This is a genomic window from Nitrososphaerota archaeon, from assembly GCA_016872055.1.
Taxonomy (GTDB): Archaea; Thermoproteota; Nitrososphaeria; order Nitrososphaerales; family Nitrosopumilaceae; genus Nitrosotenuis.
The window spans coordinates 18,213-38,847 of the sequence record VHBH01000004.1; the positions used below are offsets into that span (position 1 = coordinate 18,213).

The 20,635-nt window shown below is 43.1% G+C and carries 20 protein-coding genes, 2 tRNA genes and 1 rRNA gene; 15 read left to right on the forward strand and 8 right to left on the reverse strand.

The window, feature by feature from the left end:
- Position 1 precedes the first annotated feature (1 nt).
- The 8 genes from FJ354_04210 to FJ354_04245 are packed head-to-tail and all read left to right on the forward strand — an operon-like array spanning position 2 to position 8,888.
- Entirely contained in the window at positions 2 to 1,135 is a 1,134-nt protein-coding gene (locus FJ354_04210) for an NADH-quinone oxidoreductase subunit D (protein ID MBM3905873.1), read from the forward strand.
- A gap of 1 nt (position 1,136) precedes the next feature.
- Positions 1,137 to 2,438, forward strand: a complete 1,302-nt coding sequence (gene nuoH / locus FJ354_04215; GenBank protein ID MBM3905874.1) for an NADH-quinone oxidoreductase subunit NuoH — start codon at positions 1,137 to 1,139, stop codon at positions 2,436 to 2,438.
- Positions 2,438 to 2,938 carry a 4Fe-4S dicluster domain-containing protein gene (locus tag FJ354_04220; GenBank protein MBM3905875.1) on the forward strand — a complete coding sequence of 167 codons (501 nt, stop codon included), beginning with the start codon at positions 2,438 to 2,440 and terminating at the stop codon, positions 2,936 to 2,938. Before nuoH ends, FJ354_04220 begins: the two co-directional genes overlap by 1 nt.
- Positions 2,931 to 3,443: an NADH-quinone oxidoreductase subunit J gene (locus FJ354_04225; GenBank protein ID MBM3905876.1), complete on the forward strand. Its 513-nt coding sequence runs from the start codon at positions 2,931 to 2,933 to the stop codon at positions 3,441 to 3,443. Before FJ354_04220 ends, FJ354_04225 begins: the two co-directional genes overlap by 8 nt.
- A complete protein-coding gene (nuoK, locus tag FJ354_04230; protein MBM3905877.1) occupies positions 3,424 to 3,729 on the forward strand; it encodes an NADH-quinone oxidoreductase subunit NuoK in 306 nt (101 codons plus the stop codon). The genes FJ354_04225 and nuoK overlap by 20 nt, the downstream gene beginning before the upstream one ends.
- The gene (locus FJ354_04235; protein MBM3905878.1) at positions 3,729 to 5,297 is read left to right on the forward strand and encodes an NADH-quinone oxidoreductase subunit M; all 1,569 of its coding nucleotides are present in this window, start codon (positions 3,729 to 3,731) and stop codon (positions 5,295 to 5,297) included. Before nuoK ends, FJ354_04235 begins: the two co-directional genes overlap by 1 nt.
- Positions 5,298 to 5,311: 14 nt before the next feature.
- A complete protein-coding gene (locus FJ354_04240) occupies positions 5,312 to 7,390 on the forward strand; it encodes an NADH-quinone oxidoreductase subunit L (GenBank protein MBM3905879.1) in 2,079 nt (692 codons plus the stop codon).
- Between the two features lie 10 nt (positions 7,391 to 7,400).
- Complete coding sequence (locus FJ354_04245) at positions 7,401 to 8,888, forward strand: NADH-quinone oxidoreductase subunit N (GenBank protein ID MBM3905880.1); 1,488 nt, start codon at positions 7,401 to 7,403, stop codon at positions 8,886 to 8,888.
- Here FJ354_04245 and FJ354_04250 read toward each other — a convergent pair.
- Positions 8,872 to 9,723, reverse strand: a complete 852-nt coding sequence (locus tag FJ354_04250) for a polyprenyl synthetase family protein (protein MBM3905881.1) — start codon at positions 9,721 to 9,723, stop codon at positions 8,872 to 8,874. The genes FJ354_04245 and FJ354_04250 overlap by 17 nt on opposite strands.
- Before the next feature lie 49 nt (positions 9,724 to 9,772).
- A tRNA-Glu gene (locus tag FJ354_04255) sits at positions 9,773 to 9,848 on the reverse strand.
- Positions 9,849 to 9,927: 79 nt separating this feature from the next.
- Between FJ354_04255 and FJ354_04260 the strand changes: the two genes are divergently transcribed.
- From FJ354_04260 to FJ354_04270, 3 genes are all read left to right on the forward strand, one after another.
- Positions 9,928 to 10,566, forward strand: a complete 639-nt coding sequence (locus FJ354_04260; protein MBM3905882.1) for a pyrroloquinoline quinone biosynthesis protein PqqC — start codon at positions 9,928 to 9,930, stop codon at positions 10,564 to 10,566.
- Between the two features lie 33 nt (positions 10,567 to 10,599).
- Positions 10,600 to 10,673: transfer RNA gene (locus tag FJ354_04265), tRNA-Met, on the forward strand.
- Between the two features lie 697 nt (positions 10,674 to 11,370).
- Positions 11,371 to 11,931: a TATA box-binding protein gene (locus tag FJ354_04270; protein MBM3905883.1), complete on the forward strand. Its 561-nt coding sequence runs from the start codon at positions 11,371 to 11,373 to the stop codon at positions 11,929 to 11,931.
- On the opposite strand, the gene FJ354_04275 is transcribed toward FJ354_04270, so the two are convergent.
- Positions 11,928 to 12,533 carry an orotate phosphoribosyltransferase gene (locus FJ354_04275; protein ID MBM3905884.1) on the reverse strand — a complete coding sequence of 202 codons (606 nt, stop codon included), beginning with the start codon at positions 12,531 to 12,533 and terminating at the stop codon, positions 11,928 to 11,930. The two genes, FJ354_04270 and FJ354_04275, sit on opposite strands and share 4 nt — an antisense overlap.
- Positions 12,534 to 12,583: 50 nt before the next feature.
- Here FJ354_04275 and FJ354_04280 point away from each other — a divergent pair, with 50 nt between their 5' ends.
- Entirely contained in the window at positions 12,584 to 13,669 is a 1,086-nt protein-coding gene (locus FJ354_04280; protein ID MBM3905885.1) for a transcriptional regulator, read from the forward strand.
- Here the strand turns inward: FJ354_04280 and FJ354_04285 are convergent.
- Positions 13,655 to 14,737, reverse strand: a complete 1,083-nt coding sequence (locus tag FJ354_04285; protein MBM3905886.1) for a site-2 protease family protein — start codon at positions 14,735 to 14,737, stop codon at positions 13,655 to 13,657. The genes FJ354_04280 and FJ354_04285 overlap by 15 nt on opposite strands.
- An 84-nt stretch (positions 14,738 to 14,821) precedes the next feature.
- Here FJ354_04285 and rimI point away from each other — a divergent pair, with 84 nt between their 5' ends.
- Entirely contained in the window at positions 14,822 to 15,322 is a 501-nt protein-coding gene (rimI, locus tag FJ354_04290) for a ribosomal-protein-alanine N-acetyltransferase (GenBank protein MBM3905887.1), read from the forward strand.
- A 32-nt stretch (positions 15,323 to 15,354) separates the two neighbouring features.
- On the forward strand, positions 15,355 to 15,576 hold the full coding sequence (locus FJ354_04295; GenBank protein MBM3905888.1) for a transcriptional regulator: 222 nt from the start codon (positions 15,355 to 15,357) through the stop codon (positions 15,574 to 15,576).
- Here the strand turns inward: FJ354_04295 and FJ354_04300 are convergent, their stop codons facing one another.
- A complete protein-coding gene (locus tag FJ354_04300) occupies positions 15,577 to 16,407 on the reverse strand; it encodes a class I SAM-dependent methyltransferase family protein (protein MBM3905889.1) in 831 nt (276 codons plus the stop codon). It lies immediately after the preceding gene.
- Between the two features lie 5 nt (positions 16,408 to 16,412).
- The gene (locus FJ354_04305; GenBank protein MBM3905890.1) at positions 16,413 to 18,197 is read right to left on the reverse strand and encodes a ribosome biogenesis/translation initiation ATPase RLI; all 1,785 of its coding nucleotides are present in this window, start codon (positions 18,195 to 18,197) and stop codon (positions 16,413 to 16,415) included.
- Positions 18,198 to 18,279: 82 nt separating this feature from the next.
- Here FJ354_04305 and rrf point away from each other — a divergent pair.
- Positions 18,280 to 18,399, forward strand: a 5S ribosomal RNA gene (rrf, locus tag FJ354_04310).
- Between the two features lie 155 nt (positions 18,400 to 18,554).
- Here the strand turns inward: rrf and FJ354_04315 are convergent.
- Positions 18,555 to 20,024 carry a leucyl aminopeptidase gene (locus FJ354_04315; GenBank protein ID MBM3905891.1) on the reverse strand — a complete coding sequence of 490 codons (1,470 nt, stop codon included), beginning with the start codon at positions 20,022 to 20,024 and terminating at the stop codon, positions 18,555 to 18,557.
- Positions 20,025 to 20,236: 212 nt separating this feature from the next.
- Positions 20,237 to 20,623 (reverse strand): hypothetical protein, encoded by a 387-nt coding sequence (locus FJ354_04320; GenBank protein MBM3905892.1) that lies wholly within the window; start codon positions 20,621 to 20,623, stop codon positions 20,237 to 20,239.
- Positions 20,624 to 20,635: the final 12 nt, after the last annotated feature.

The window sequence follows — 20,635 nt, forward strand, 5'->3', positions numbered from 1 at the left end:
AATGAGTACTTCACTACCACCAGGCCTGCAAATGGAAAAAGTAGACGAGCGAATCATGACGCTCAACGTAGGACCACAACACCCAGGATCTGGGCACATGAGAATCATTGTCAAAATTGACGGCGACTATATCGTTTCTGCAGAACCTGATCCTGGTTATGTGCACAGGGGAGAGGAGAAGATGGCCGAATACCGAAATTACATTCAAAACATTCCACACCTAGAGAGGCCGGTAATTCACGACTCTTGCAATGTATTGTACCCATACTGCCTTGGCGTTGAGGAATTGTTGGGAATTGAAGTGCCGGAGCGAGCAAAATACCTGCGAGTCATCGCATCAGAGCTTAACAGATGCGTCTACACCCAATACTGGCTTGCAATCTATGGAATCTTTTTGGGCCACTCTACAATGTTCATGTGGCCTGCAGGTGACAGGGAACTCTACATAGACATGCTAGAAAAAATGACCGGAGCTCGTGTCACACACTCATACTTCATACCTGGTGGAATTCGAAACGATGTTCCAGCAAACTTTGAGGACATGTTACTAAAGAGAGTCAACTATTTTGAAAAACGCATCAAAGAATACGGTGCAATATTTTATGACAACCCAATTCTGATTTCAAGAACCCGCGACGCAGGAAAACTTTCCCGAGAGGACGCAATACGACTAGGAACAACTGGCTCTACATTGCGTGCAAGCGGTGTTGACTATGACTTGCGAGTAAAAGAGCCGTACGATGCATATGGAGAACTTGACATCAAGGTAAACACACTCAAGGAAGGAGATGCATATGCACGCTCCAAGATTCCATGGCTCGACATGCTGGAATCCTGCAATATCATTCGCCAGGCTCTGCAAAAAATGCCAAAGTCTGGCTCTGTTCGAGTCAAGCTAAAGCCAAACCCAAAGGGTGGAAACGACGAAGTCTACAAGAGAGTAGAGTCTGGCCGTGGCTCACTGGGATGTTATATTGTATCTAAAAGTCAGCCAGAACCATACAGAGTAAAGATGAGTGTGGGCTCGTTTAGAAATCTTATTTGCATGCCATACCTGCTAAAGGGCGAAAAGCTAGGAAACATGCCGGCGGTGTATTGGAGCTTGAACTATTGGCCGGTGGAGGCTGACAGATAAAATGTCTACAATTGCGCCAAAATTTCGACTAAGTTATTTCATAAAATCTCTTACAGACAATGTTTTTTGGACAATCACACTTGTTACTCTGGTAGGACTGCCGTTTATCCAGGTGATGCTGTTCTATTTGGAATTGCCTGTGATTGGAACAAGACTACTTGACCCATATTTGGCGCTGACAATTCTTGCAGACCCGTCAAGACAAATCCCACTGATAAAATCTCTGCTGCAAACTGAACTTTTCAGAATTGTTGCATTTCCTGGGTTTGGGTTTGCGGCATTGCTTGCGGCAGGAACCATTTTTATCGAAAGAAAAATGCTTGCCAAGCTCCAACTTCGTGTCGGTCCTTTCTATTGCGGAAAAATAGAAGGAATTTTACAATTAATGAGTGACGGAATCAAACTGTTATCAAAGGAAATCATCATACCGGCAAAAGCAGACAAGCCAATATTCTGGGCGGCACCTGTCTTGTTTGTCGGGACGGCAGCTGCATTTGTATCGTTAATTCCTGCAGCTAGAGGTGGCTGGGTAGTAGCAGACGCCGACGTTGGATTATTGACAGTCTTTGCAATAATTGGATTCTTCCCTGTTATCACGGTATTATCAGCATGGTCTGCTAACAGCAAGTTTCCATTCATTGGAGGAATTCGCGCGCTGCACCAAATGGTATCATTTGAAATCCCACTAATTTTGTCAGTCTTGGGCGTAGTCATATTAACTGGCACACTAAACCTGACTGAAATCGTAGAGTCCCAGTACACATTCTGGTGGATAATATTTTTGCCAATAGGCGCAATCGTGTTCTTCATAGCAATGCTGGCAGAGTTGGAGCGAATTCCATTTGACCTACCCGAGGCAGAAAGCGAAATTGTCGCAGGATGGCTAACAGAGTTTTCCGGCATGATGTACGGGTTGGTGCAACTAGGATCGTACCTGAAGCTGTATGCATTTGCTGGACTCTTTGTGGTGTTGTTCCTAGGTGGATGGAGTGGACCTAACATTTGGCCACCATTCCCAGAAGAAATAATCGAGGAAGGAATCAACGTGGGACCGATCACTGCTAGATTCCCAGGCCTACCACTTTTAGATCAGCAGATGCTCAATGACGCGTTGTGGTTTGTAGTCAAAGTAGTCGGTGTTATCTTTTTCATATTGCTGCCAAGAGGCGTATTCCCGAGAATCAGAATTGATCTGCTTTTGCACATTGGTTGGTACAAACTGATCGGACTTGCATTCGTTAACATCTTTATAGCACTCGCCTTGGTTTACGCTGGGGTACTAGGTCCGGAGGGAATCTTATAATGGGAACAGCAACTGGAATCATCAAAGCACTAAACTCTGGAATCAAGCACCTAGCAGTCAAGAGATTCACACTACGATATCCTGAACAAAAACTAAAGATGGTCGGAGATGGCTATCAATACGATCCAAACACCGGGGTTGGGATTGCGGGCTACAAGGGACGACACATGCTCTTCCATGACCACTGTACCGGATGCCAGCTGTGCTCTATTGCATGCGAAGGAGTTGCGGAGGCAATTGCAATGGTCAAGGTCCAAGAGGACTGGAAACAAAACAAAAAGGCAATCATGCCGCAAATCGACTATGGCAAGTGCGTCTTCTGCGGTCTATGCGTGGATGCATGCCCATTCTATGCGTTATACATGACTAACGACTATGAATTATCATCATTTACTAAAGAGGGCCTAATTTACACACCAGCCCAACTACAAGTAAAGCCAAACATTGCACAAGACGTCGAGCTGAAATTTGACAACCCAAGAGGTGCCACACATGGCTGATGCGGTATTCCTTGGTCTGGCAGTAATCACAATTGGCTCTGCAATTGCAGCACTTGAGTTAAGATCACTAATCTATGGTTCCATTGCATTGATGGGAACACTTGGTGGAATTGCGGGATTTTTTTTGTTACTGGATTCGCCGTTTGTCGCAATGTTCCAAATTGCAGTGTACATTGGCTCTATCGCGGTACTGATTCTATTTACAGTAATGCTGGTACGACGACAATTAATTTTCATTAAAATCGAAGATAAACGAAGACGCTATGCGGGCATAGGCCTGATGCTTTCGTTGATGATAGGCCTTGGTGCAGTAATACTGAGCTCTGGCATCAAGACCGTTACCACCGATGAGCCACCAGTTGACTTTAGATCAATTGGTGCTGACTTTTTGACGTATTATTGGCCCGCACTCATACTAATGGCATTCATCTTGGCTGCATCCGTAATAGGCGCGCTGACTTTGGCAAGAAGGGAGGATTTGACAAATGACCAACACAATGCTTGACTTTGTAATTGTATCGATTGCATTACTGGCAATTGGAATCTATGGAATCTCTGTAAAGCGAAACGCAATCCGCATGCTCTTTGCAGTAGAAATGATTGTAAACGCAGCAAACCTGAATCTCGTAGCATTTGGTAGATTCCTACCAAACAGCCAGGGACAGACATTTGCATTATTCTCAATTGCCATTGCCGCAGCCGAAGTGGCAGTGGGACTTGCACTAATCATCGTAGCATATCGCATGTACAAGAATGTCGATATTGCAGAATTTAGGAGCCTGAAAGGGTAATGGAATACGCACTTCTTCAGGCAGTCTTCCTGCCTTTGTTATTGTCACCAATAGCATATATTCTGGGCAGAAAGATGGGTCCAAACGCCGCAACCTGGTTTACCTTTGGACTGTTGCTATATTGCACATTTTTAGTCATACAAGTGTCGCTATCTGGAAGCTATGAAGAGCACTATGTCTGGACCAAACTCTTTGGAGAATTTGGATTCAAGCTGGACGGTCTTGCAATTCCGTTTGCAGTAATCATCTATGTTCTAAGTACTGTATTGGCACTATACTCCAAACCATACATGTTGCACAAGTTCCATGAAATGTACGAAGAACACTTCCACCACACTAACTCTGGCTCTGGACAGACAACTGCAATGGTAGAATCCTCTGAGATGAACAAATATGTCAAAAAGCAGTCCGGTCTGTACTTTGCACTGTATCTGGTATTTGTTATGGGCATGCTTGGTACAGTTCTTGCAACAAATCTCATCCAATTCTATATTTTCTTTGAGGTCATGCTGATTCCGGCTTTCTTCCTAGTTGCATTCTGGGGTGACGGACCTAGAAGAAGAATTTCCCTGATGTTCCTGTTCTGGACCCATGTTGGCGCAGTTGTGTTGTTGTTAGGATTTTTGACAATTGGATTATCCATTGGAAGCTTTGACTTTGCGGCAATATCGGAGGCAAAAATCCCGCAAGATGTCCTGATGCTTTCTGCAATAGCTATAGTACTTGGCCTTTCAGTCAAGCTTGCGGCCTTTATCTACCACATTTGGCTACCATATGTCCACGGAGCAGCCCCCACACCAATTAGTGCACTGCTGTCTCCTGCAATGATCGGAATTGGTGCATATGGTCTTTTCAGATTAATTATCGAATTTTTGCCAAACACGTATGCAGAAATGGCAATCTGGCTCCACATCTGGGGTCTTATCACTATGATTTACGGAGGTGCAATGGCACTAATGCAAGATGACATCAAGCGATTATTGGCATATTCCAGCATAAGCCAGATGGGCTACATCCTATTTGGAATAGGCTCGTATTCCACATTAGGACTTGCGGGAGCAGAGTTCATGTATGTGACCCACGGCTTGGGTAAAGCACTCCTCTTCATGACTGCAGGTATTCTGATTGTGCAGTGTGGCACGCGAAGCATGACAAAACTTGGAGGGCTTGCAGGAAAAATGCCAATCACTGCAGTCTGTGCCGTAATTGGCGCACTAACAATTGCCGGAGTTCCACCAACGAGTGGATTCATGGGTGAGTGGACTTTGTTTGCCGGTGCATTAGACACAGCAGTCAAAGAAAATGCCGCAAGTGGCGCAACGCTACGATACATCACATTTGGATTGGGACTCGTTGCCACAGTAATTACAATGTCTTACATGCTCTGGATGCTAAAGCGAGTATTCTTTGGAAAACTACCAGAGCACCTTTCACACGTAAAGGAGGCAAGCTGGTACATGACTGCTCCAATGATGGTTCTAGCTGGATTTACTATTGTGGTGGGCATATACCCAGACTTGTTCTTTGAGGATATCATCCCATACATGAAAGGAGTGCTTGGCGTATAATGGCTGACGCTAGCATGCTGAGCTTTTTGCCAGACTTTGCGCCAACAAGTGCATGGCTTGTCTGGATTTTACCATTTATCGCAGCTCTAATTATTCCGGCAGTCGGAAAAGCAACACAACGTGGTACTGGATGGGTAGCAGTAGGATTTGCTTTGATGAGTGCAATTTCTGCTGCGACACTTTTGCCTGGTGCACTAGAAGCACACGAAGTGCATGACCAGGTAAACTGGATCTCAACAATTGGAATCAAAGCAGGAGTGCTAGCTGACCCACTAGCTGTAATAATGGCAAATGTAGTTGGGTGGATTTCATTTTTGATAATGGTTTACAGCACTGGATACATGAAAGGCGACAAGGACATTACTCGATTCTGGTTCTGGATGATGTTCTTTATTGGTTCGATGCAGATCATCGTATTGTCTGATAACCTACTAATGATGTTCTTTGGATGGGAAGGCGTAGGACTTGCATCATACGCACTGATTTCGTTCTGGTATAGGGACAAACACAAGGACCATGTCGGCGTTCAGGGAAGAACCGTACTGGGATTACAAGAGTATTATGCGCCGACACACGCAGGTATGAAGGCATTCATCATGACCAAGGTCGGCGACATCATGATGCTAGCTGGAATGTTCTTGATTTTCGCATTTGCAGGCACATTTGGATTCAGAGAATTAATGAACGACACTGCATGGGCTAGTGCGATGCAAGCACAAGGCTTGCTGGTACCAGCAGCTGTTTTGCTATTTGGAGGCGCAATCGGAAAATCTGCGCAATTCCCACTAAACGAATGGTTACTAGAAGCAATGACAGGCCCAACCGCAGTTTCTGCACTGATTCACGCGGCAACAATGGTGAAGGCAGGTGTTTTCTTGGTTGCAAGAATTGGACCGCTTTTCTTTGCATTGGCTGCTGCCGGATTTGCACTAGACCAATTCTTTGAAGTAATTGCTTGGGTTGGAGGAATCACCGCAATACTATTGGCTACGCAAGGAATGGTAAATCCAGAAATAAAGAAAGTACTGGCATACTCTACTGGCTCGCAAATCGGTTTCATGATGATGGCAATGGGTGTTGCTGGTCTATCGCACCAGTACGTTGATGGTTACACCGCCGGATTCTTCCATCTTATTTCACACGCAATGTTCAAGGCATCACTCTTCATGGCCGCCGGCTCATTACTCCATGTGGTGGGATCCAGATTCATGACAGACATGGGAGGACTGCGAAAGCATATGAAAAAGACATATGCGTTCATGTGGGCTGCAGGCCTAGGCCTGATGGGTGCTCCATTTATCACGACTGGATTTTGGAGCAAGGATGCAATCTTTGCCGCAGTGTACGAGTCTGGCAACACTTGGGCAATGCCGTTATTTGCAATTGCAGTACTGACTGCAGTTATTACTACTTTCTATACTACAAGAATGATTGGAATGGTCTTCTTTGGAGATAAATCCAAGCACATTGAGCACATGGAAAAAGAAGGTCACCACGTCCACGAGGCAAGCCTCTCCATGTGGGCTCCATATGGAATTCTAGCGGTGCTGACAATTGGCATTGGTATAGTTGGATTGTCCGCAGAACACGGCATCCATGAATTATTCACAGAATACTTGGGACACACATTCAACATCGAGGCAGAACACGGCCTGGTACCAGAACATGATGAAGAAAGCATACTGCCGTCATTCTTGGAGGGAATCAACCCAGTTGCACTGATGGCATCGCTTGCAGCATTTGGAATTGGAATATCTTTGGGATATGTCTTCTATATTGGAAGATTTGTAGACCCAGTCAAGTTTGTGAACTCTAACATTTTCTTTTATGCAATTCATAAGACTTTGCTGAATAGATGGTACCTCAATGCGATAGTTTACTGGTGCTTTGTAGTGGCACCACTATGGCTTGCAAGAGGAATCTGGAGATACTTTGAGAGATATGCAATCGACTTGGGCCTTAACGTCGGCTTTGAAAAGTCCGTCGGCTGGAGCGCCAAAGTAGTGCAAAAGGCCCAGACCGGCGTGGTACAGTCTTATCTTTACGTATTTGGAGCGGGAATACTATTCGTAGTATTGTTCCTGTTCTTGTAGGAGATATACTATGATAGAAATCACATCAACTCCAATTGTCCTGATTGCAATACTGGGTTCAATCGGCATGATTCTCCCAGTTATATCCGTAATACGAAAGGAAAAGGGGTCGAACTCGTTTTATGCGGCAATTGCATTTGGTGCACTGATAGCATCAATTGGCTATGTTGCATACGAGATAGTCTCAGGCCAGCTTCCTCCAGCAGCGGTATTTTCTGCAGATGTTCTTGCAAATGACTCCTTTAGCGGCCTGTTCGCAATAGCAATGCTAATTGTCGCAATAATCACAACTGCAGGCTCGTTTAATTTCATGCGTGGACAAGCTCATCCTCCAGTCTACTATTCTCTGATATTATTATCCACAATAGGAATGGTGCTAGTTGCATATTCTACTGATCTAGTAATGCTCTTTGTAGCATGGGAGCTAATGTCAATTCCAACATATGTTTTGGCTGGATTTATGAAAAAGAATCCAAGCTCAAACGAGGCGGCACTCAAGTACTTCCTCTTCGGCGCATTGTCTTCTGCAATTATAATTTATGGAATTTCTATAGTGTATGGTCTGACTGGCTCGACAAACATTGGCGAGGTCATGATGGGCCTTGCAAATCTAGATCCTTCAATGATGCCGCTTGCCCTCTTGGCAGTAGGTATGTTCATTGCAGGATTTGGATTCAAGATGGGTCTAGTCCCATTCCACATGTGGCTTCCAGACACCTATGAGGGTGCGCCCCCAACAATCACTGCACTGTTAGCAGCTGGAACCAAAAAGGCAGGATTTGCAGCCGCCCTTCGAGTAATCATAATGGGTACTATAGCACTGCAGCTAGACTGGACATTTGCACTAGGTGTAATTGCAGTAATGACAATGACTGTTGGAAACATTGCAGCCATAATGCAAAAGAACATTTCACGTATGCTTGCGTATTCCAGTATAGGTCATGCCGGCTACATATTGATTGGACTGGCAGTTGCTCCGTTTACATCACTTGGCATTCAGGGATCATTGTTCCATGTCTTGAATCACTCTGTCATGAAGGGTGCAGCATTCATTGCAATTGCAGGCATTGTTACTACAATTGGCATAACAAATATCGATAAACTCAAGGGCCTAGGCAGAAAGATGCCAATCACATCGATAGGTCTGGTCATATCAATATTGGCACTGGCAGGTGTACCACCGACTGCAGGATTTTGGAGCAAGCTGATTCTCTTTGGCTCTGCGCTAGAGACTGGACTTCCGGCGTGGGCAGGCTGGCTTGCAATAGCGGGTGTTCTCAACTCTGCATTGTCTCTGGCTTACTATGGTTGGATCATACGAAAGATGTACTTTGAAGGTGAGACTGAGAAAAAGGTCAAGGAACCAAAGGCAATCATCGGTGTAATGATATTCTCTATAATATTTCTAATCGGAATAGGAGTCTATCCAGACCCAATTATAGAATTCACAAAGAATGCAGTACCAATACTGGATACCGCGCTTACAATTTCAAAGTAGTCAGTCTTAGCAAATACTCCAAGTGAGACTTTGCATCATTGTCTGGAATTATTCTAAGACTGGCCGCAGCTTTTCCAGCATAATCCTTCAGCATTTTTTCCATATGATTGAAAATGTCACGCGGGTCCATGCTTCGCTTTACTAGTAGGTTGAATAGCTTGTCCTCATTTTTCCAGTCAATTAGGTCGTCTCGGATTTGATATGCAATTCCTATGTTTCGTCCATATTCCGATAGTGCAACGATCTGGTCCTCGTTTCCACCACCGATAATTGCACCGAGCCTTGAAGATACCTCAAATGCTGTTGCGGTTTTGTATTCTATAACCTTGAGATAGTCATCAAATGTAAGATCTTGGCTTGTCTCCAGCATCGTCTCTAACACTTCACCTTCACTCATGAGCATTGCAGTATTTGCCAGGTCTTTTGTGATTCTTGGGTTGTTTAGTCGAGATGAAATATTCAGGATTAATCCCAAGACAAAATCACCAGTAAGGATGCTGGTGTTGTATCCGTATTTGATATGGAACGGATCCTTATGCCTTCGCGAGGTTTCATTATCGATAATATCGTCATGAATTACTGATTCTGTATGTAAAAATTCCACTGCACAACCTGCCGCAAATGCATGCTCATCAGCTTTACCAACAGATTCGGCAGCTAGCAATAATATCAGTGGCCTGATTCTTTTTCCACCCTCTATTGCGTACATGAGGGGTTGCATGAACTCTGATTTTGAATAAAGTGATAATTCGGATTCAAGGGCGCTGTCTATTTTTTGGATATACTCTTTGTATGTGTCAAGTAATGGATTGATTTTCAGATTTTTTCGATCCAAAAAACTACACTCGACCGATCTCTTCGTTTACAATATTAATAGTTGTAGGTGCTCCCGCCGGGATTTGGACCCGGGATCTCCGCCTTGAAAGGGCGACATGCTTGACCGGACTACACCACAGGAGCCCGTTTGCATCGCAAACTTGAACGCATAAAATCTTTTGGACAGTAAAGATTTTTTTATTGGCAAAAACACCACAATACCATGTCACTTACAAAAAAAATAGATCAGCTAATCGAGCAGAAGAGCTTACTCAAGCACCCGTTTTATCAAATGTGGTCAGACGGCAAATTATCTAAAGAAATGCTTGCAGGTTATTCTAAAGAATACTTCCAAATGGTAAAGGCAGTTCCGTCTTTTGTTGGCATGATTGTGCCATACACGCCAGAATCAATGGTATCAGAAATCAAAGAAAACCAATATGAAGAATCAGAACATATTGCTCCTTGGGCTCATTTTGCAGTATCTCTGGGCGTGCAAAACATAGAGTCCTATATAGGACTTGAAAAGACAACTACGGCTGTATCTGAGCTATCAAGTTTAATAACTTCACTAGAATCAGGCGCAGCTGCTATGTATGCGTTTGAAAAGGAAATTCCAAAAATAAGCCACACAAAGCTAGAGGGCTTGGCAAAATTCTACAATATCACTTCAGATTCAGCAACAGAATATTTCAGATTGCATGAGGAAGCAGATATTAGACATGCAGCAACATGGGAGAAAATACTGGATACTATTCCAGAAGAAAAACATGTCGAAATTTTGACAATTGCAGAAAAGTCACTTGATGCACAAAACCATCTTCTGGACAGCTGCTACGAAAATTACTGCACATCTCTATAACTTTTATACACAGCACAAACCTGTTTTGTTCAGGGGCCCATAACTCAGCTTGGTAGAGTAACCGGCTCATAACCGGTGAGCCAAGGGATCGAAGCCCTTTGGGCCCACTTATTTTATCAATTCCATTGGATACGCTGCATTAAGAGCTACGTTGGTAGAGATTCTGCCCAACATCTCTCCTTTACCGTTTCCTTTCCACTTGTTCCCGTTACGATGTAGTCAATTTTGTTCATACTGGCAAATGAAATCTATGATTCCCAATTTTGTTAGATTCTAGGAAACTACATGTTAGATGAATCTGAAACTTGGTGGTTTGGACTTCGAATAATTTGAAGATTCTTCGAAGTACTACTTTTCGACTGACTGAAATATCTTTTACCTGCTTTGCGTGATACTGTTCAATCCTGCGTTAGTCTTCGTTTGTATGGATATGACATTGATTGGGACACCATTTTTTTTTGCTAAATCCAATGCATGGCAAAATGCTCGAATCGCATGCTTTGAGTATTAAATGGCACCATGATGTGGCGACTAGGTTATTTGCCATACTACAATGCTCCAAGTCATTGCACACAATCTGGGTGTAATCCATCTATCATGGTGCCAATACGGCACTAAAATTAACGAGTTTGTATACATCGAAAAATCACACGCGGGGGGACAATCAATAAAAGAAGTCCCAATAGAATAGAACTTGGCCGCAATGAAGAATCAGAGTTATATCTGAAAAATGATGTGAAGGCATTTGACTGAGCTGCCAATTCATTTGAGTATAAATACGGCTGTTTTGCAAAAAGGCTGAAGATGCCGCAAACAAAACCAATAGTATCAATCGAAAACGTAGTCGCCTCTGCCACAATAGAGCAAAGGCTGGATCTGACAGAAATCACGAAAAAATTCCCAGACACGGAATGGAACCCAGAACAGTTCCCTGGATTAGTATTTAGAATCAAAAGCCCAAAGACTGCTACTCTGATTTTCTCATCAGGCAAGATGGTCTGCACCGGAGGAAAATCAGAAGAGATGGCAGTCAAAGCTGTAAACTCTGTTGTAGCCCAGCTAAAAAAGGGTGGAATCAAAATAAAAAATAATGCAGTAGTAACCGTACAAAATATAGTAGCATCTGGAAATCTTGGCGGAAAAATTCACCTAGAGCAAGCAGCTAGGATATTGCCGCGAAGTATGTACGAGCCAGAGCAATTTCCTGGATTAATCCATAGGATGCTTGACCCAAAAACAGTGGTACTCTTATTTGCATCAGGAAAATTGGTATGTACCGGAGCAAAAAAGGAATCCGATGTTTACCGCTCGGTAAATAATCTACACAACACCCTAGAAGACAAAAAGCTAATGATATACGACTAGGACCGGACCTGACTTTTTACCTTGTCCAAAACAGAATCATCGATTAGCTTTTGCTCGTGCAAAATTTTGGCAACCTGTATTACATCAAAGATTTGATGTAAAGTGACTCCTTCCTGCAACAAATTCTTCTCAGCTCCCTCTAATCTGTTTACTATAACATAGGCATCTGTAATTTTGGCACCTGCCTTTTTGAGCTCCTTGATTCCATTTATGATAGAACCACCGGTTGTTGCAACATCATCTATCAGAAGGATTCTGTCACCAGACTTAACAATGCCTTCTACTAGCTGGCCAGTTCCATAGTCCTTTGCCTGTGATCTTACATACACTAGAGGCTTTACCAGCTCGTATGCCAAGGACGACGCAATGACTAGACCGCCCGTAGGCACGGACGCAACAGAATCAATACCATCAAAGCCGATTTGCTCTGATATCAGGCGCTGCAAGTGCTTAATCATGCGCCTGAACTGGTGCGGATAGCTAGGAACTAGTCTCAAATCTACATAGTAGGAGCTTTTCTTGCCACTTGCCAGGGTATAGTCGCCAAACTTGATTATGCCGTTTTGGTGCAAAAACGTTGCAAACTCTTTTACAAACTCCATACCAAAATTTACTAAACTGGATTTATTTTGCTTTGTTTTGTGGGGGTATTATGCCTGAAATTTGGTTAAACTATGGAGCCACCGATGTTGTCCTTGATATAAAGGCAGAAAACCTGGACCAAAAAATCGAGCTCGACTCTCCAGTATTGGATGACTCACAAATATCTGAAAGACTGGATGGACTAGACATAACAAAACCAATTACACTAGTTGTACTAAATTACACCCAGGCAATCCAAAAAACATTATCTATAATATTTGAGAAATGTACGCAAAAATCAGCCCCTAGACCTAAAGTGTTTGCAGACAAGCAATTCATGAATATAGTTAGATCAAGCCTCCCTCCGGAAAGTCAGGTTTTGGCGTTTGAAGGAATTGAAAATGTTGACTCCAATCTGGTCTTTGTAGGAGAAATGGAGTTTGACGGCCTGTTCGGCTTTGACACTATATCTACAAAACTATTGCGAAAATTTGGCAAGGACCAGATGCTGTCCGCATATGAGAAAAGACAAGGCAACCTCCCTAATCCAGGAAAAGAAACACAACCAATGGAAGTAGCCAAGTCCTTTGCAGGTACATTTGATATTTCTGCAATAGAAATTGTATCACACAACAAGGGAATTGCAGATCTTGCAATAGGCCATCCTTCCAATACGGGTACAATATCAAAAACAATGGCAACATTTGCAAAATCCATAGAAAAGCACCGAACCCTGCTAATCAGCACAGGCAAGGACGCAAGCAACGACACGCTTGGTAGGTCCATAGGCTCGCTTTGGAACTGTTATACCACAATACGTGACGAAGGCCTAGCTATTCTGCTTGGCGAGTGCAGGGCAGGAATAGGCTCTGAGGCAATACGACAGTACATTGAAGGTAGGATGAGTATAGAGAGGCTGCAAAAGCCGGCAAAATATGTAGACGGGATGGAGGATTTACTATACATATCAGAGATTCAAAAAAAGATCCAAATAGGAATTGTATCTGTTTTACCAGAATTTTACATCAAAAAACTAAACATGAAATTGTTTGACGGCGTCAAGGAAACTCTGGAATACGTCCTAAAACACCAAGGCGCAAGACAAAAGGTATCAATTGTGCCGGATGGTGCAAGAATCCTTCTAGGGCCAAATTGAGAACGGCAAAGGAGCACACAATACAGCTAATGCTATTACCATGATATAGAGTAGCCTTCTGTTCTTGGATAATGGCGAGACGTCATCTAGCGGTCTCACACTCATGTTTCTCATGCTAAATATCAAAATGAATATTGCCATCATCTCATATCGAAGCAAAAACAAAACACCAACACTTGCATAGGTGGCAATTCTGTGGATTTTTTGGCCAAACATTGCGTGTGCCATGTGACCCCCGTCAAGCTGCCATGCTGGTAATAAATTCAAAAATGTGATCAAAAACCCAATCCATGCCGCAAACATCACAGGCGACATTAGCACCTCAACGTCGGATCCTGCTTTTCCAAACACACCGAGCGCTATCTGCATGAAAATGCTGTCGTCAAGCTTACGTAAGCCGTCAACTCCATCAGAAATGCTGGGTTCCAAAATCGGCGAAGTATAAGCACCGTAGAACGACACCAACACAGCAACAACTAGGCCCGCGATGGGACCTGCAATTGCAATATCAAAAATGATGTTGCGATTAACCATCAAGCCACGGGATTGGATTACTGCACCAAATGTCGGAACTAGGCCAAACACGGGAATTCCAGGAATAAAGTACGGCCAAGTCGTGCGTATTCTGTGCCATCTTGCCGCAACTAAGTGCCCTGCCTCGTGTACGCCAAGTATACCAATAAGCGATATCGTGTATAATACAGCAAAATCAAGCGGGTCTCCGATGTAAGTCAGGCTGTTTGCACCTATAGTCTTGTAGTAGCCATCAATCATGGCAAATACTACCACGACACAAAACAGAATTCTCTGTAGCCAGGCGCGCGAAAGGAATTTTTTCTTTTTCGATTCTGGTGGAAGTCTGTTTGCCTGGATTACTATGCTGGTAGAGTGTTTTTGCACAAAACATACAATTCCTATTTTTTCCAGTCTTTGCGCGAGGCCGACAAATTTTTCCGAGTCGTAATCTGATATCTCAAACTCCATTTTCTCAAGTGTTACAGATACTGCCTGAATGGAAAACACGGACGATACAATGGCAATTACGTCTTCTTGCGTAGGCTCGCTCATCATACGTCAAAGCATAATCTGGGCATTAATTGATTTGTATAATTCTGCTTTAACGTTAAATATCGATTATTCCAGAATATTACATTGCAGATAATCAACCACCAGACTGGAGATTACATAATCCGACACTGCGAGCTGGGCGACCTAATCCCTGTAATGGAGATAAATCTCAAGACTCTGCCAGAGCATTATTCAGATTATTTCTATGAGAGTCTCCTAGCAGAACTACCGGAAGCATTCCTAGTTGCAGAACACCAAGGCAAGCTAGTAGGATACATCATGTGTAAGACAGAATATGGATTTTCAAATTTCAAAAAGCTTGGCTTTGTCAAAAAGGGACACGTGGTCTCTGTTGCAGTATTAGAAGAGTACAGAAAGCAGGGGCTGGGCAAGGCAATCATAGAAGAATGCATCCAGGGTATCAAGTCAAAGAGATGCGACGAACTGTATTTGGAGGTCAGGTGTAGCAACGGCGATGCAGTCCGATTGTACGAAAAAATAGGATTTGTCATAAAGCAGAGACTTAAGGCATACTATAGGGATGGTGAGGATGCCTTTTTGATGGCCATCGAATTTACATATTAGATTCATATACTTACAATCAAGTATTCAGCTAAATGAATAGACGTAAGATGACTGGAATTTTGATCTTTTGTTCCTGCATAGGGGGGTTTTTTGTCTATGCGTATTTGCTGATGCTCTCCGAGTGGAGTCCAATAGTATTACAATTATCGGTACTGATGATTGCAGGCGGAATCCTTGGTGTGATATCCTGGATTGGCTACATGATGGCAACTACAAAGTCGTCGCCGTCTTCTATTCTACCTGACGATAAATAATTATTTTGTAATTTTGACATCCACTACTGTTTGGTAGTATCGAGGACCTACTGCCCGCACCATTCTTCCCCCAATTGTTTCTGCCTTTACCGGCGTTACTTGCAAAAAGTGTTTCTTTGATAGTTCGGCAGAGTTTTGACGCCTGTCGGCATGCTGATGTGAATAATAATGAATTATTCCGCCCGACTTTGTGGCAAGAACAGCAGAGTCTAAAAATTCATCGGATCTTTCGGGAAGCAACATCAGGGTTCTGTCTCCCTTGTCGCAGAGCTGTTCCCTTACAACTTGGGCTGCATCTCCATTTATGGATATTATTTTACCCTTGAGCTTTTTGTTCAGCTTGACGCTTTCCTCGCATAATCTGGAAGCATGCGGATTTAGGTCGATATTGTACACTGTGCAGTTTTTTGCCTTAGCGGCAACTATGGAGAACATACCGACTCCGCCAAACATGTTGATTAGGACCTCCCCGTCTTGGACTAGATCAGCTATTCTCTTTCTTTCAGTGGATAGTCTTGGCGAGAAAAACGCCTTTTCCACATCCACTTTGAATCTACAACCATGTTCGCGGTATTCAGTCTCGGTTTTATCTTCACCTGCAATTACCTCTAGCTTTCTTGTCCTAAAGTCGCCTGAGACATCGGAACTCTGGTAAAAAACCGAGCGTGCAGGATGCACCGATTCCAACAATGTCTGGCCGATTATCTTTTTCTTTGATAATAGGGAATCAGGAATCCTGACTATGATGATGTCGCCTATCTGATCAAATGCGGAATACAGATCGGATGCCTCTGTTGGATTTAGCACACCTTCCAGTGCTTTTTTTAGCATTCGAGTCAATGCTTATAGTAAAACTGGCCCGAGTCTTTTTGTTGCTTGTCCAACCTGCTTCCTGACTTGTTTACTCGTGGCCGTAGGGTCTGCTCGTCCCGCCTAAATGTAATGTCTAAGGAATTGAGGAATCTATTCATTGCATCTGCTTTACTCATTGCCGTTGTGCCATGGCCAGATTTTCCGGACTCTCCCTCAAAGATTACCATAGTATCGGAAATCAAGTCCATTAGCTGAATGTCGTGGTCTATTATGATGGCTGATTTTGCAAAAGATCTTACGAATCTCTGGATGAATTTGGCAATTGCAATTCTATCTTCTACATCCAAAAACGCCGATGGCTCATCTAGTGCGTAGACGTCTGCTTTTTTGAGAAGGCATGTGGCAACTGCCACCTTTTGCAGTTCTCCGCCTGATAAATTCTTGATTGACTTGTTGTACAGTTTTTTTATCTTTAGTGGATCGACGATCTGCTCTTCTTCTATGCTTCCAAATATTGGGCCGCCGTTTGCCTTGTCAAGTACTGATAACACCTCGACATCATAGTCGTTTGGAATATACTGTGGCTTGTAAGATATTGTAATCACCTTGTCAACTGTTCCTTCATCTGGCTTTTCGACTCCCGCAATCATCTTCATCATGGTTGTCTTTCCAAGAGCATTTGCGCCCATTATTCCCATGACTTCACCTCTCCTTACTTGGCCTGGCTCGACAGAGACAGAAAATGCAGGATAGTTTCGCTTTAGTGCTGGATATTTGATTAGAACTTCGCCCTTCTCAAAGTCTTCAGCAGACGTGGACACATCAAAGCTGAATTTCTTGTCACGAAACCTGACGTTTTCGTTTGGAAGATATCCGTCCAAAAATACATTGATTCCAACTTTTGTTGATAATATCCCAGACACAATTCCGTATGCAGAAGGTTCGCCATACAAAATTTCAATATAATCGGACAAAAAGTCAAGCAGAGTCAAGTCATGTTCTACCACCATTACTGATTTTCCAATGTTTGCCAAGCTGTGTATTACGCGTGCGACTCCCCTTCTCTGAAATACGTCATTGTACGATGAAGGCTCGTCAAAAAAGTAAAAATCAGATTCCCTTGAGGCAACAGCTGCAACAGAAATTCTTTGCAGCTCTCCACCAGATAATTCCTTTACGTGATGCTCTAGTGAATTTTGCAGGCCAAGCTCCTTTACCAAATACCCTGTGACTCCCCTCTGATCATATTTGTCCAGTAACTCTTTTCCAGTCCCGTCAAAGACCTGGGAAATGTTATAGACTTGTTGTGGTTTTATTGCCGCCCTTATCTCTTGGTTTTTTATTTTCTCAAAGTGCTCCTTTAGCTCAGTTCCTGCAAATCTCTTCAGTATTTGGTCCCATTCAGGTGGGGAATCATAGTTGCCAAGGTTTGGCTTAAGATTGCCGGACAAAATGGAAACAACCGTGCTTTTTCCCATACCGTTTCTTCCCAATAATCCTACAACTTCACCTTTTTTTGGCGTAGGTAATTTGTATAGTCGAAATGAATTCTTCCCATACTGGTGAATCTTATCTGTCCCTAATTCTGTTGCCAGATTTACTATTGTGATTGCCTCAAACGGGCATACTTTGACGCAGATTCCGCACCCATTACAAATGTCCTCGTCTATTTGCGCTTTTTTTATCTCCTCATTTAGTATGATACAGTCAGCGCCTGACTTGTTGACAGGACAGTACTTGATGCACTCTAGGCCACACTTTTTTGGCTGGCATAATTCCTTGTCTAGTACCGCTACTCGATGCGTCATGGTGTATTCTCTGATCTGGTCAATTTATACCTCATTCGGGACTAGTCGTAATCTTAATACAGAACAATCAGACCAAGACATTCAAGCCGGCCACAGCGTTAGGGCGCGACCCAGTCTCTTTCCGAACCTGGAAGTCAAACCTAATGTCGCCACTGTGTTACTAAGGTGCGAGAGCCCTTGGGAAGTAGTGGTGCTGGCATCTTTTAATCAAATTCTTATACTGTGGATTTTTTACCATATCCATGCCAACATGTTCAGTTTGCGGTGCACAACTAGAAAACGACATTAGGTTCATGAATCACATGATGGAAAAGCACAACTTTAGAAATCCGAATGGCGGAACCCCTGACAGAAACTCTAGGGGCTACTAAGATAATCCAGCATTAGTCGCACGCCAAATCCGGTTGCACCTTTTGGATTGTAAGATTTTTCCTTGGCACCCGTTTGCATCCACGCGGTTCCTGCAATGTCAAAATGTACCCAAGGCGTGTTACCTACGGCGTTTGCCAAAAACGCAGCTGCAGTAATTGTTCCGGCAACTCTGCCAGGACCCGTGTTTCTGATATCCGCATAGTCTGATTTTATCATGTCCATGTAATCATCATTGATTGGAAGCTGCCAGACCTGCTCTCCAGTGTTTTGAGACGATTTTGCAATCTTGTCTGCGATTTTTTTGTTGTTGCTGACTAGACCTGCTACATTTGCGCCTAGTGCCACAATACATGCGCCTGTCAGCGTTGCAAAGTCGATTATCTCCTTTGGCTTGTAAGTTTTGATGCCATAGGATAGTGCATCAAATAGGATGAGGCGCCCCTCTGCATCCGTGTTTAGAATTTCTGCAGTTTTTCCATCGTATAGTCTTATGATATCGCCTGGTCTATACGATTCTCCGCTAAGCATGTTCTCAACTGATGGCACAATTCCGACCAGATTTACCGGAAGCTTTAGCTCCGATGCAGCCTTCATTATTCCAAGTACGGTGCATCCACCACACTTATCAAATTTCATTTCGTCCATTTTGTCTGCAGGCTTTATCGAAATCCCACCGGTGTCAAACGTGACTGCCTTTCCTACCAGTATGGTCGGTTTGACTTCTTTTTTGCCATTGTATTCTAATATGATGAGTTTTGGTTCGTTTTTGCTTCCTTGTCCTACTGCCGTAATTCCACCAAATCCCTTCTGCCTTAGTTCTGCCTTTGATAATACGGTGCACTTTAGCTTGTTCTTTGATGACAATGTTTTTGCCAAGCCTGCCAGTTGTGCAGGATTGCATTCGTTTGGAGGAAGATTTGCAATTTCTCTAGAGTATATGACACCTTCCGATGCAATATTTGCCTTTGATACTATTTGCGGTGCTTTAGCATCAGGCGATATTATTATGAGATTTGGAACTTTTTTCTTTTCTTTTTTGTACTTTTCAAATGAATACAGAGCAAGCCTTGAGCCTTCCACTATTGCCTCAATTGTTACCTTGGGGTCGACTGGCAGTCCGCCCGGAACAACTATCGCATATTGATCTAGGCCTATCTCGCTAGCTTTTTTTGCAATCTTGCCGGACGTTAACCTCAAAGATTCATGAGTGATTTTGTGTCTGGGACCAAGGCCAGCAATTAGAATTCTCTGCGCCGGAATCATGTCATGTGTATGGATAATTGAGATTGCGCCCAGTTTTGCCTTGGTTTCCTTGATTGCATTTTTTGTTGAATCGACCAGTTTTTGATTCAGTTTTGGAAATCCTAGAGGCAAGTCTGAATTTTCTGCGACAAAATAGCAAAGTAATTTTATTTTTTTCTTGGCAGGATCAGTATTTTCTGCTTTTACAAACACAAGTTTGCATCGCCTTTTTTGTCTCTATTAACTTTTGGGCTTATTGATAAATAGTTGATTTGTACCAAAAACTAGTCAAGTACAAAATACATATCATGCGAAAAGATCTTCTTTTCTTCAGCTGGTTTGTCTAACACAATTGTTCTGGACTAGAAGTACTGTATGGAAAACTCTGGGTGAGTTGATAGATCTTTTGGTGAAATTAATGACCTTCATGTGGTGCCAATTGAAATTTTTTTACTGTTTGTGATGAGGCTAGCAGAGCGCACAAAGACAGCCTTGGCATTTTTGCATTCTATACTGCAAGAATTGATATTCACAGATTCTTTATTTCCTGTTCCCTTGGATAGTATTATGCAACAAATCAGAGGAATCAGTGCAGCCCGTCCTCCGTACGCTGTTTTTCTATCTACAAACCAAAACATCTCCAGAGCACTAGAGTCAAGGATTTCTTTTCGTAATCTTTCTCCCAGCTCAGTATAGTGACCAACTAGCAATAATTTTCCTCTTGCAAAAAAGTTAACAGCCTTTGCGAATTTGGTGCAAAGATAGCACTGATTGTCGTAAATTACAAGCGGAGTTAATTTGTTCAGATCCACAATATCATACAG

Coding starts and splice junctions, on each gene's coding strand:
- FJ354_04210 (MBM3905873.1), top strand. CDS start 2: ATGAGTACTTCACTACCACCAGGCCTGCAAATGGAAAAAGTAGACGAG.
- nuoH (MBM3905874.1), top strand. CDS start 1,137: ATGTCTACAATTGCGCCAAAATTTCGACTAAGTTATTTCATAAAATCT.
- FJ354_04220 (MBM3905875.1), top strand. CDS start 2,438: ATGGGAACAGCAACTGGAATCATCAAAGCACTAAACTCTGGAATCAAG.
- FJ354_04225 (MBM3905876.1), top strand. CDS start 2,931: ATGGCTGATGCGGTATTCCTTGGTCTGGCAGTAATCACAATTGGCTCT.
- nuoK (MBM3905877.1), top strand. CDS start 3,424: ATGACCAACACAATGCTTGACTTTGTAATTGTATCGATTGCATTACTG.
- FJ354_04235 (MBM3905878.1), top strand. CDS start 3,729: ATGGAATACGCACTTCTTCAGGCAGTCTTCCTGCCTTTGTTATTGTCA.
- FJ354_04240 (MBM3905879.1), top strand. CDS start 5,312: ATGCTGAGCTTTTTGCCAGACTTTGCGCCAACAAGTGCATGGCTTGTC.
- FJ354_04245 (MBM3905880.1), top strand. CDS start 7,401: ATGATAGAAATCACATCAACTCCAATTGTCCTGATTGCAATACTGGGT.
- FJ354_04260 (MBM3905882.1), top strand. CDS start 9,928: ATGTCACTTACAAAAAAAATAGATCAGCTAATCGAGCAGAAGAGCTTA.
- FJ354_04270 (MBM3905883.1), top strand. CDS start 11,371: ATGCCGCAAACAAAACCAATAGTATCAATCGAAAACGTAGTCGCCTCT.
- FJ354_04275 (MBM3905884.1), bottom strand. CDS start 12,533: ATGGAGTTTGTAAAAGAGTTTGCAACGTTTTTGCACCAAAACGGCATA.
- FJ354_04280 (MBM3905885.1), top strand. CDS start 12,584: ATGCCTGAAATTTGGTTAAACTATGGAGCCACCGATGTTGTCCTTGAT.
- FJ354_04285 (MBM3905886.1), bottom strand. CDS start 14,737: ATGAGCGAGCCTACGCAAGAAGACGTAATTGCCATTGTATCGTCCGTG.
- FJ354_04295 (MBM3905888.1), top strand. CDS start 15,355: ATGAATAGACGTAAGATGACTGGAATTTTGATCTTTTGTTCCTGCATA.
- FJ354_04300 (MBM3905889.1), bottom strand. CDS start 16,407: ATGCTAAAAAAAGCACTGGAAGGTGTGCTAAATCCAACAGAGGCATCC.
- FJ354_04305 (MBM3905890.1), bottom strand. CDS start 18,197: ATGACGCATCGAGTAGCGGTACTAGACAAGGAATTATGCCAGCCAAAA.